Here is a 12,470-nt window from a genome sequence, read left to right on the forward strand (position 1 = left end):
TTCCAGCAATACGTGTTAAACAGACGTAAATAGACGACTAATGCCACGCAATCGGATCAAACTGATAAAAGCCAACCAGTAAATGATAAATTTCTGGGTCAAACTGCCTGAGTTCTGCAGGTTTTTCTAAAAAGGTTTCGGTGATAACAGCAAAAAACTCGGCCTCATTAGTTGCCCCGTAACTGTGAATAACATGAGGCATGCCATAGGCTAAGTGGGTTTTGAGTTGATTAAATGCGCGGCTAAATACTTTCGCCCATTTTTGGTAATCCTCATTACTCGAAAGCAATGGCGTGCCTGTGGTTTGCCCTGTTTCTTGGTCGAGTTGATGAGCAAATTCATGAAACACCAAATTATGTCCATCACTTGGTAAGCGATTGCCCTCAAGAACATCATGCCAGCTCAGTACTAAGGTTCCACCCGGCCAAGACTCTCCTTGGCGCACGGTATTGTGATAGCTTACGAGCCCTGCATTATCGCGGGAGGTTTGCGGCGCATAATAAGCGCTTGGATATAAAAGGATCTCTTTTACATTGCGATACAGGGGCCAAGGTTTATTAAGCACTAAAACACAGGCATCGGCCGCTACAATCAGCTTCATTGCATCATTAAGTTTAAGGCCATCACAGCCAATAAAGCGCTTTTCATTTAAAAACCAGACAATGTGACGCTCCAGCTTTTCACGGTCTGCATCCGTCATCTTTTGGTAGATGGGCATATAGTTTAATAGCAGTTTTTTTTGCTGAGCATTGAGGGAGTAATTAAGGTATTTTTTCTGCCAAAAGTGGTTACGGATGTCATCCCAGCGCCAGTAACAGACAATAAATATAATTAAAAAAACTAACAACAACAGGTTTAGCATTACTAACGCCTAAAAAACAGTCTTGTTACTTTAATGTGTGCAAACCAAAAAAGATCAATTGTTTGCACACTTTTTATTTTCAAAAACCTTAACTTGGTGTCATACAACCCTTATTATGCATGAAAACCCTGTTGCGGCCGCTATTTTTAGCACTGTATAAGGCATTGTCTGCATTAGATAGTAATCGATCATAGTCAGTGACTTTTGAATTATCTGCAACACCAAAGCTCACCGTAACACATAGTCCTGTTGCGATATCAGCAAAGTCATAGTCAGCTATCTGTAAACGTATATTTTCACACAACAGTGCTGCTTGTTCAGCATTTTTGTGCGGGAATAGTAAGGTAAACTCTTCACCTCCCCATCGTGCAGCATAGCCTTCATCTGGAAAACTCATTTGTAATAATCGTGCGATTTCACAAATCACCTTATCACCGATTAAATGAGAGAAATCATCATTAATCTGTTTAAAGTGATCAATATCCATAATCGCAATACTGAGCGCTTTATCCTCATCTTGAAACTGGTTAAAGTTATTTGCTAACCAACTATCAAAGGCGCGTCTATTCGGTAATTGCGTTAATTGGTCATGGTTTGCTAAGTGGGCAAATGCATCAGCTTGTGTTTTTAGTTCATGCATTTGCTGTTCAACTTTTTCCGTTAATTCGATTTCAATTCGCTTGTAGTGATATAGTCGATATTTATAAATGACATACGCGGTAAGAAGAACGGCAATTAAGATAAATAACTTAAAGCTGGTTTTTTGCCAAAAATAAGGAGCAATTTTAAAATGCAATACTTGCTCATTATTTTGCCAATCACTATTTGGGTAGCCTGCGCGCACTTTAAAGGTATATTCACCTGGCGGTAAATTTGTGTACTCGGTAATGGTCAGACGCCCCCGGTCTACCCATTGTTGATTGTACCCACTTAATTGAGTTTGATAGTTAAGCCGAGCAGGCATAATAAAACTAAGCCCTGCGTAATTAAAAGACACACGTGAGACACCTGCCGGCAAACTAATAAAATCAGTATCAGAAGTTAAAGGCATTGATTTACCATCTACCTCAAAACTTTCTATTACAGTCGACAAACGGCGTTTACTGGCCTCTTTTAAGCGCTCTGGTGCTGCAATAGCAACGCCCTTAGCGGTCGCAACCCATATTTGACCATCAGAATGTATTACCGCAGCAGGGTTTGAGCCACCATTCGCTTGCGCACTTAGCATGCCATCGCCTTCGTCATAAAGCTGCATGGAAACGTCCATTGGTTTAGCTGGGTTATCTAATAACGTATTGAGTTGTGATTTGTTAACCTGAATGACACCGCGATTACTGGTAAGCCAAAGTGAATCACCTTGTTCAATCACTTGGAACAGTTTATCAACGGGTAAACCTTGCTCTCGGCCAAACAAACTCATTTGATCTGTGCTGAGGTTGTAGCGAACTAGCCCTCGGTCTGTGGCGAGCCACATTATATCGCCATCCAAATAAAAACCGAATGCATACTCAGTGCTAAACTGATCAGGAAATTTTAATGAGCTGATTTGTCCAGAAGCTGAATCTAAGATAGATACGCCAACGCCTGTGCCAATCCAGATATTGCCATAAGCATCTTCAGCAAGGGCCATGATAAAGTCGCCAGCTAAACCATCGACTGTTGTATATGAATATGTTTGCCCTGAGGTATCTATTTTAGTTAACCCACCTGCAGTCCCAACCCACAAGTTATCAGACGAATCAAATAGCACCGCGCGAACTTCGTTACTAATAAGACCATTACTTCGATTTTTAACGGGATAAATTTTGTTATCTGCAACTTTCATTAAACCCGCAGTATAAGTACCAAGCCAAACACCTCCCTGTTTATCTTCGGTAAGGCTTAAAACTGATAAAGGGTCTTTGTCGTTAGCTTGTTCAAGCGTTGTTAACTCACCATTTTCAATACGATTTAAGCCGTTACTACTGCCCACCCATAAGCTGCCATCTGAGTGAGAGAGCACCGTACGAACATAATTTGATGCCAGGCCTCTACTCTTGTTCCAATTTGTAAAAGGGGCTTCTCTTAATCGAAATAAGCCCGCGTTAGTTCCTACCCAAATGCTTTTTTCACGATCTTGCATTAGCGATAAGATGCGATTATTTGGTAAACCATCGTCAGCGGCTAAATTTTCTAAACCCAATTCACTTAACCTAAACACCCCTTTATTAATGGTACCAAACCATAAATCACCATGTGCATCTTCAAGTAAGCTAGAGATAGATTCTTTATTAAGGACGGGGTCAACAGAAGTGAACTTGTCTTGTTGCTTTTTCCATACACCTTTTTCGGTGCCTACAATTAAGGTACCCGAATTCGTTAGTAGTAAAGTAAACACGGAGGCGTCGGGCAACCCTGAATCTCGGCCAACCTTACTAACCTTGTTATCTATAATTTGATACAAGCCATCACTGGTTGCCGCCCAAATAACGCCCTCTTGGTCTTGCAACAAGCGATAAACACTCAATTTATCAAGTAGTTTTTGTTCAGGTGCATGCTCTGCGGCCCGATAAGCAATCCCCTCTCCTTCGAGGGCAAGCCAAATCTCACCTTGTTCAGTTATAAGTGCATGATTTATCATAGCTGACGATGTTGCTAAAGCGCGCCATTGCCCTTGAGTTCGCTGTGCAATACCACCTCGTGCACCAACTATATATAAATCACCATTATCCATCGGAATAAGGCTACGCAATCCAGAGTCAGGTAAGCCGGGGATTTCTGTACGGGTAAAAAGTTTAAATTCACGACCATTGAAACGAGCGAGCCCTTCCCAAGTTGCTATCCAAATATAACCGTCATTTGTTTGTGTAACTGAATTTATGCTGTTATGTGGAAGGCCTGCCGGTGTACTCCAAGTCTCGGTAAAATAATCACTGAGAGAGAGGCGTGCAGAATCTGCAAAAGCATTGAAACACAAGAAAAGTAAAATACAGCTAACTACCCGCACCATAAACTAAGACCCTGATATTTATTATCATTCTTTTCAGTGATGTAGTTTTATAGGTTCAGGGTTAAGCAAAACCCCGAATGGAACCAACTTACTTAATTAAGCGAATTGCTAAAATACTACATTAGTTGCAATTTTTACTTACTTTAATCACATTTAGCAACAATCAATTACAAAAATTTGTAATTTTTTCTTGTAGTACCTTCAAAAACTGCGCTACATGAAGTCCATCCATCAAGGCATGATGAACGTCAATCGACAGAGGCATTTTTCCAGTTTTTGAATCAAACTGGCCGAATACAAACTTAGGAATACCAAGTCCGTGACCTTCACTTACCGCATGCGAAAAACCAGTAAAGTTTAACCATGGTAGCACTGAGATATGAATTAGGTCTGGCTGCCCTTCTGTTGCAGCAAATGCATCAGAGAAAAAAGCTTGTACTTTACTGTTTTTTCCCACTTCAATAGCATGTTTAGAAAACGCTTCAATCGACGTCTGTTTTTCAAAATAACTAAATCGGAACGTATCATCATCAGCAAGCTCAACCACACTCCCTCGTACCGATGACAGTTGTACCGGTAGAGAATCTATAATACGTTGCCGCATTGGGGCGTAGTCATGACACGCTTCCAAAGTAAGGTATACATATGTATGAAAAAATGAGTACGGCGATTTTTTACATTTTTCATAAAGCGCAGCCATATCAAGCGAAACACAGACATTAAAATAAGGTAAAGAAAATTCACTGAAAAAAGCAAAATGTTGCTTTCGAGGCCAAGAATCTAAATCAATCGGTGTGATTTCACAAAGTGCTGTATCCATAAGAGACCCTCGAAGATTAAAAATCGAGTTTAACGAGTTAAAATGGCTTCGTCACTTAGTTGCGACAAATTACGAGCACAAAAAAAGGTGCGACCTGCGCACCTTTTTGAACAACTAATTTAATTAATTATAAACCGTTTTCGATGATTTCTAATGCTAGTTCATCGGCAATTAAATGTGTTGATTTTTGTTCTTTCTCTGAGCGAGCAAAGATTTCAGTTAAGGTATCGTAAATACCTTCAACGTGCTTAGTTGAAGCTTCTGCACTATAACCTTCTGGCGCAGTTTCGTAGTAAACGTTGATGATACCACCAGCGTTAATAACGTAATCTGGCGCGTATAAGATACCTTTTTCACGGATGATCTCACCGTGACGAGACTCTGCTAATTGGTTATTCGCACAACCAGCAATAATCGTTGCTTTTAAGCGAGGGATGGTATTATCGTTTACCGTTGCGCCCAGTGCACACGGTGCATAAACATCAACATCTAAGTCGTAGATTTCATCAATACCAACAGCCGTTGCGTTAAAATCGTTAACAACGCGCTCAACAGCTTGCTCGTTGATATCTGTTACAAATAATGTTGCGCCTGCCTCATGCAGGTGCTTACAAAGGCCATATGCCACGGCACCTAAACCTTGCACGGCTACTTTGATACCAGCGAGGTCTTGATGACCACGTTGATGTTGTAAAGCTGCTTTAATACCTAAAAATGTACCATACGCTGTAAATGGTGAAGGGTTACCACTTTTACCTTCAAGACCTAGCACATAGTTCGTTTCTTTATTCATGATAGCCACATCATCACAGGTGATGTTTACATCTTCAGCTGAATAGTAGCTACCGCTTAAACGCTCTAGTTGGCGACCAAATGCACGGAAAAGTTGCTCTGATTTAATTTCTTTAGCATTACCGATGATCACTGACTTACCGCCACCAAATGGTAAACGTGCTACAGCATTTTTATACGTCATACCTTTTGATAAACGAAGTGCATCTGTTACAGCATCTTCATCTGTTGTGTAATCCCACATTCTGCAACCACCAACAGCTGGACCTAACTTGGTATTGTGAACCGCGATAATAGCTTTTAGGCCTGATTCTTTATCTGAACAAAATACCACTTGCTCGTGGTTATCAAAGTCGACTTTATTAAATACAGCCACAGTTAAATACTCCGAAATTTTCTTACCCTAAGGGGTGTGAGCGCTGAAATTGCCGAGACTTTATCACTTCATATGCTCGCTTACCACTATATGAGATGATAAAACTAAGCAAAGTTCAATGACAGAAATAACAACTCAAAAAACAACTTATAAAAGAAAAAATATACCAACCAAAGTTTGAATTGAGCATTGTTAATTCAAAACAAAATATTAACATCACCAACTTTATTACGTGAACGTAAAGGTAAAGTATAGCGTAAAGAAAAAGTGACAAGGAAAATGTGCCGATAAAGCTAAGTAGTATCTGCTTTTTAAGGGCATGCAGAGAAAATAGCCGAGACTGGTCAGAGCTGAAAAAAAACGGCGCAGATGCGCCGTTTTTTATTAAAAGACTTACAGGATGATTATTTTAATTTACCATCAAGTTCTTCGATTTTTGCTTTCCAAATAGCAGGGCCTTGTGTATGCGCATTCGCACCTTCGCTATCAACAGCAACCGTTACTGGCATATCTTCTACTTCAAACTCGTAGATTGCTTCCATACCTAAATCTTCAAAAGCCACTACACGTGCTTTTTTGATTGCTTTAGATACAAGGTAAGCTGCACCACCTACCGCCATTAAGTAAATAGACTTATTGTTCTTGATTGATTCAACTGTTGCAGGACCACGCTCTGCTTTACCAATCATACCGATGATGCCAGTGTTTTCTAACATCATATCAGTGAATTTATCCATACGTGTCGCAGTTGTAGGGCCTGCAGGACCTACCGCTTCATCACCCACTGCATCAACAGGGCCAACGTAGTAGATAAACTTGTTATCAAAATCAACGCCTTCAGGTAAACCTTCACCTGATTGGATCATATCTTGTAAACGTTTATGTGCTGCGTCACGACCCGTTAAAATAGTACCAGACAGAAGAACCGTTTCACCCATCTTCCATTCTTGCGTGTCTTCTTTAGTCAGTGTGTTTAAATCAACACGACGTGTACCTTCACCTACTTCAAACGTAACTTCTGGCCAATCTTCAAGTTTCGGCGCTTTAAGATCAGCTGGGCCTGAACCATCTAACGTGAAGTGAACGTGACGAGTTGCTGCACAGTTCGGGATCATTACCACTGGTTTTGATGCTGCATGAGTCGGTGCAGTTTTGATTTTCACGTCAACAACTGTTGTTAAACCACCCAGACCTTGTGCGCCAATACCTAATTTGTTTGCACGTTCGAAGATATCGATACGCATTTTTTCTTCAGTTGTTTCTGCGCCACGCTCAATCAGCTCATGAATATCAACCGGATCCATTAATGATTCTTTAGCAAGTACCGCGGCTTTTTCTGCAGTACCACCAATACCTATACCTAGCATGCCAGGTGGACACCAGCCCGCACCCATTGTTGGTAATGTTTTTTCAACCCATGCAGCCACATCATCAGATGGGTTAAGCATAACCATTTTCGTTTTATTTTCTGAGCCGCCACCTTTAGCTGCCACCATTACTTCAACTTCAGCGCCTGGCACTAAGTCGATATGAACAACTGAAGGTGTGTTGTCTTTGGTGTTTTTACGCGTACCAGCAGGGTCTGCAACAATTGATGCGCGTAACGGGTTATCTGGGTTTAAGTATGCGCGACGTGTACCTTCATCAACCATTTGCTGTACAGTCATGTCTGTTTTATCCCACTTAACATCCATACCTACTTTTACAAAACAGGTAATGATACCGGTATCTTGGCACAGTGGACGTTTACCTTCAGCAGACATACGAGAGTTAATTAAAATTTGCGCAATGGCATCTTTTGCCGCTTTGCTTTGCTCTTTGTTGTAAGCTTTTTCTAAGGCTTGTACGAAATCGAGAGGGTGATAAAAAGAAATGTATTGCAATGCATCTTCAATGCTATCAATGAAGTCTTGCTGACGAATTGTACTCATTACGGGTTCCTTAAGTTTTTATCGCGTAGCGCTGTACGTGATCCTGAGTAAACCGGTGACGAAGATTTACTCTACGGGTTAGTCATGGCATCACTATAAAGGAAATCATAACGCTGCCAATCAAATTTAACTTATGATACCCTCCTCGCCCGTTTCGGGCTAGTTATTCAGGGCAATGTAGATGATAAACGATGAAAATTTGTGCATTAAATTAGATTTAAGCGGTGATTGCATCGCGCTATTTACTCATTTTGCTCATTTGCCCCATGCCGTGTTGCTTGATTCAGCTAACAGTGAACATGTAAATAGTCGCTTTGATATCATTGCCATTGCGCCGCTAAAGCAATTAGAGGTGCACGAAAATCAGTGCTTTATCGACGGTAAGCAACAATCGAGTGATTGTTTTAGTTTAATGAAAGCGGGTCTTCAGGAATTTAATCACGCACCAAGCACGAATAACCTACCTTTTACGGGTGGTTGGCTTGGCTATTTTGGTTATGATTTAGGCCGTGTGATTGAAACCATGCCGAGTAATGCCGAAAACGACATTAACATGCCGCAAATGGCTGTTGGCCTTTATCCTGATGCCCTTATTTTTGATAAGCAACAACAAAGCTGGTTTTACGTCTGTCAGCCAAATTACAATCGCTTAGCGCTATACCAGCAGCATCTTAACGAAACACCAGCAAGTGCAGAGTTTGCGCTGCAAAGCGACTGGCAGTCAAACATGAGCAAAGCAAGCTACAGCGAAAAGTTTGAGAAAATTCAAGCTTATTTAAAAAGCGGTGACTGTTACCAGATCAACCTTGCACAACGATTCAAAGCTGAGTTTTCAGGTTCAACATGGCAAGCCTATAAACAACTTCGAGAAGCGAATAAAGCACCGTTTTCAAGCTATATCAATCACCCAGATGGCGCTATTTTATCTATCTCACCTGAGCGCTTTATCTCGATAAATCAAGGGCAAATTGAAACCAAGCCGATTAAAGGAACCCTGCCACGTTTGGCTGACTCTGAACAAGACCAAGCGCAAGCAACTCGCTTACAACAATCTGAAAAAGACCGTGCAGAAAATGTCATGATTGTTGACCTATTGCGCAACGATTTAGGCAAAGTGGCTCGTCCTGGCAGCGTGACTGTGCCATCGCTATTTGCCATTGAAAGCTTTCCTGCGGTACATCATTTAGTAAGTACAGTGCGCGCAGAATTAGCCGAGGGTAAAGATGCCGTTGACCAAATTCATGCCGCTTTCCCGGGTGGCTCAATTACCGGAGCACCGAAAATTCGCGCTATGGAAATCATAGAAGAGCTCGAACCACATCGCCGTAGTGTGTATTGTGGTTCAATTGGCTATTTAAGTGCCTGTGGCAATATGGATACCAGTATCACAATTCGTACTTTAGTGTGCCATCAAGGTGCTATCTATTGTTGGGCTGGCGGTGGCATAGTGGCTGATTCAAAGGTCGACTTGGAGTACCAAGAAACTTACGATAAAGTAAATAAAATACTGCCTTTATTAAAGTAAAAGTTGAAGTAAAAGCCTTGAATAGTCAGCAAATAATTGCCCGCTTTAGTTTAAGTCAAACCACAGAGCGCCCTACCACCATTCGCTTTAATGCCGAAAAGCGTGCCAGTGCCGTAATGCTCCCTCTGCTTGATGTTAACGACGAAGCGCATTTATTGCTGTGCAAACGACCAAGTTATTTACTTCATCACCCGGGGGAGATTTGCTTACCGGGTGGTAAGTATGAAGAGCAAGATGACACTTTAATGCACACTGCCCTTCGAGAGCTTAATGAAGAGCTCAACATTGCGACACATCAAGTGACTGTTCACGGTAAATTACACCAATATGCGACTCTAACTGGTTTCACTATTGAACCATTTGTTTGTGTACTTAGTAAAGGCACTACATGGCAAGCAGATCCTAATGAAGTGGCCGCCAGTTTTTTGCTACCGATATCACATTTGAGCAACCAGCAAAATTGGCAACCTCTCCCTTTTGAGCGCAATGGCAAAACCATCATATTACAGGGCTTGATGACCCCGCATGGCCTACTTTGGGGAGCAACCGCGAGCATAATTAACAACTTTATCAAGCAGCTCGCCCTACCAGTTTAATTATCCTGCTTTTAGGGTTACACAGCCACATAGAAACGTTATCATGTGGCACCGTTCAAAGACAGATATACCTTCCCCTAAGTTACTGAGCAAAGTATGTAAAGGGGACTACATTTTAGGTATAGCGTTTAATAGGAAAATGAGTAGCAAATTATGATCAGTGCATTCGATATGTTTAGTATTGGTATTGGCCCATCGTCATCTCACACAGTTGGCCCAATGCGCGCTTCGCGTTTATTTGTAAACGAATTAGAAGAAAAAAACATACTTACAAACGTCACCGATATTAAAGTAGAGCTGTTTGGTTCATTAGGCCAAACGGGCATTGGCCATGGCTCAGGTAAAGCCGTGATCTTAGGCCTTGCCGGTTATGATCCAGAAACCATTGATGCTGATTTAGTCGATGATATTCTCGCGAAAATCGAAAAAGAACAGGTTATTTACTTAAACCAAAGCCATAAAGCTAATTTCCCAAAGCAAGGTGCGATTGTATTCCATCGTCGTAAAACATTACCAAAGCATTCAAATGCGATGGAAATCATTGCGAGCCAAAATGGCGAAAAACTTTTTAGTAAGGTGTATTACTCAATCGGTGGTGGCTTTATCGTAAGTGATGAAGAGTTCGAGAACGAAAAACAAAAAGCGCTCGAAATCCGCGAAGAAAACCCAGCACCTTACCCATTCAATACTGCTAAAGAGTTATTAGAGCTGTGTCGCGAATCAGGGTTTAGTGTATCAACGCTTATGATGCATAACGAAAAAACTCTTCGTAGTGAAAAAGACATCAAAGATGAGCTGTTTAATATTTGGCAAGTCATGAAAGCCTGTATTGAACGTGGTATGCGCACAGAAGGTATCTTACCGGGCGGCTTAAAAGTAAAACGTCGTGCACCTAGCTTACACCTTAAATTAAATATTGAGGTTAACAACGACCCGCTTCGCGCTATGGATTGGGTTGATTTATTTGCCCTTGCTGTGAACGAAGAAAATGCAGCTGGCGGCCGTGTTGTTACCGCACCAACCAATGGTGCTGCAGGTATTTTACCAGCGGTATTGATGTATTATCACACTTTCATTAAAGAAGTAGACCGAGATATTGCCACCCGTTATTTATTAACAGCTGCGGCAATTGGTATTTTGTATAAAAAGAATGCCTCAATTTCGGGTGCTGAAGTAGGTTGCCAAGGCGAAGTGGGTGTTGCTTGCTCAATGGCGGCTGGCGCACTAACTGAAATAATGGGTGGTAATGTTGTGCAAGTTGAGAACGCTGCTGAAATCGGCATGGAGCACAATCTAGGTCTTACCTGTGACCCTGTTGGTGGTCTTGTGCAAGTACCGTGTATTGAACGTAATGCGATGGGTGCTATAAAAGCAATCAATGCGTCACGCCTTGCAATGCGTGGCTCTGGCGAGCAAAAAGTGACCCTTGATAAGGTAATTAAAACCATGCTCGACACAGGTAATGATATGAAAACCAAATACAAAGAAACCGCTCGCGGTGGCTTGGCGGTTAATATCATCGAGTGTTAATTTACAGCACGTCTTCAGCACATAAAAAAGCCGCTTTAAAGCGGCTTTTTTATCTCTATTTTACTGGTAACTCAATATTTTCGAAGAGCTTATCAACATCTTCTTGGTTACGTAATAAACTTGCTCGCTCAACTAACTCTTTAGTTAAGTGTGGTGCAAAACGCTCGATAAAGTCATACATGTAGCTGCGTAAGAAACTGCCTTTTCTAAAACCAATTTTAGTGGTACTGGCTTCAAATAAGTGGCTTGCATCAATACACACCAAATCATTATCAGTTACTTGGTCAATGGCCATTGATGCTACAACCCCCACTCCAAGTCCTAAACGCACATAGGTTTTGATTACATCCGCGTCCGTTGCAGTAAATACAATATGCGGCTCAAGCCCATGAGCATTAAAAGCTTTATCTAATTCAGATCGACCTGTAAAACCAAACACATAAGTTATAAGGGGATATTTAGCAACATCTGCAACTGTTAAGTTATCAGCCTTTTGCGCCAGTGGATGTGTTTTTGCAACAACGATACTGCGATTCCAGTGATAACATGGCAGCATCACTAGATCAGAGTACAAATGCAAAGCCTCTGTTGCAATGGCAAAGTCTGCGTCACCGCGTGCTGCGGCGTCTGAAATTTGCTGCGGCGTACCTTGATGCATGTGCAACGATACTGCAGGGTATTTTTTCATAAAGCCCTGAATAACATTGGGTAATGCATAACGTGCTTGGGTATGTGTTGTAGCAATGTTTAGCTTACCTTGATCCGGTAAAGTATGTTCATTGGCAACCGCTTTAATACCCTCAACTTTTGATAGTATCTCGCGTGAAATATTAATAATTTCGTTACCCGCACTGGTTACGTGCGTAAGGTGTTTACCACTACGACCAAAAATTTGTACGCCGAGCTCATCTTCAAGCATACGTACCTGCTTTGAGATCCCCGGTTGAGAAGTAAATAAACTTTCTGCTGTCGCTGAAACATTTAGTTTATGATTTTGGACTTCGACTATATATCTGAGTTGTTGTAATTTCATGGCTGCATTGTAAACG

Annotated in this window: 9 protein-coding genes; 3 read left to right on the top strand and 6 right to left on the bottom strand. The window is 41.5% G+C overall.

What is annotated here, in order from left to right:
* Positions 1-37: 37 nt before the first annotated feature.
* The 5 genes from L1264_RS08210 to L1264_RS08230 form a co-directional block, all read right to left on the bottom strand.
* The gene (locus L1264_RS08210) at positions 38-862 is read right to left on the bottom strand and encodes a M90 family metallopeptidase (protein ID WP_199525812.1); all 825 of its coding nucleotides are present in this window, start codon (positions 860-862) and stop codon (positions 38-40) included.
* 88 nt (positions 863-950) lie between these two features.
* Entirely contained in the window at positions 951-3,851 is a 2,901-nt protein-coding gene (locus L1264_RS08215) for a ligand-binding sensor domain-containing diguanylate cyclase (RefSeq protein ID WP_199525814.1), read from the bottom strand.
* A 163-nt stretch (positions 3,852-4,014) separates the two neighbouring features.
* Positions 4,015-4,671: a CatA-like O-acetyltransferase gene (locus tag L1264_RS08220; RefSeq protein WP_268833816.1), complete on the bottom strand. Its 657-nt coding sequence runs from the start codon at positions 4,669-4,671 to the stop codon at positions 4,015-4,017.
* Between the two features lie 127 nt (positions 4,672-4,798).
* Positions 4,799-5,839 (bottom strand): Leu/Phe/Val dehydrogenase, encoded by a 1,041-nt coding sequence (locus L1264_RS08225; RefSeq protein ID WP_135924167.1) that lies wholly within the window; start codon positions 5,837-5,839, stop codon positions 4,799-4,801.
* A 404-nt stretch (positions 5,840-6,243) separates the two neighbouring features.
* The gene (locus L1264_RS08230; protein WP_062570698.1) at positions 6,244-7,770 is read right to left on the bottom strand and encodes a fumarate hydratase; all 1,527 of its coding nucleotides are present in this window, start codon (positions 7,768-7,770) and stop codon (positions 6,244-6,246) included.
* A 181-nt stretch (positions 7,771-7,951) separates the two neighbouring features.
* Between L1264_RS08230 and pabB the strand changes: the two genes are divergently transcribed.
* The 3 genes from pabB (at position 7,952) to L1264_RS08245 (ending at position 11,421) form a co-directional block, all read left to right on the top strand.
* On the top strand, positions 7,952-9,295 hold the full coding sequence (gene pabB / locus L1264_RS08235; RefSeq protein WP_235403867.1) for an aminodeoxychorismate synthase component I: 1,344 nt from the start codon (positions 7,952-7,954) through the stop codon (positions 9,293-9,295).
* 17 nt (positions 9,296-9,312) lie between these two features.
* Positions 9,313-9,891: an NUDIX hydrolase gene (locus L1264_RS08240; protein ID WP_138556782.1), complete on the top strand. Its 579-nt coding sequence runs from the start codon at positions 9,313-9,315 to the stop codon at positions 9,889-9,891.
* Positions 9,892-10,044: 153 nt separating this feature from the next.
* Complete coding sequence (locus tag L1264_RS08245) at positions 10,045-11,421, top strand: L-serine ammonia-lyase (protein ID WP_135924164.1); 1,377 nt, start codon at positions 10,045-10,047, stop codon at positions 11,419-11,421.
* Between the two features lie 55 nt (positions 11,422-11,476).
* On the opposite strand, the gene cysB is transcribed toward L1264_RS08245, so the two are convergent.
* Entirely contained in the window at positions 11,477-12,454 is a 978-nt protein-coding gene (gene cysB / locus L1264_RS08250; RefSeq protein WP_135924163.1) for an HTH-type transcriptional regulator CysB, read from the bottom strand.
* Between the last annotated feature and the right edge of the window lie 16 nt (positions 12,455-12,470).

The organism is Pseudoalteromonas sp. APAL1 (assembly GCF_021532475.1).
Taxonomy (GTDB): domain Bacteria; phylum Pseudomonadota; class Gammaproteobacteria; order Enterobacterales; family Alteromonadaceae; genus Pseudoalteromonas; species Pseudoalteromonas lipolytica_C.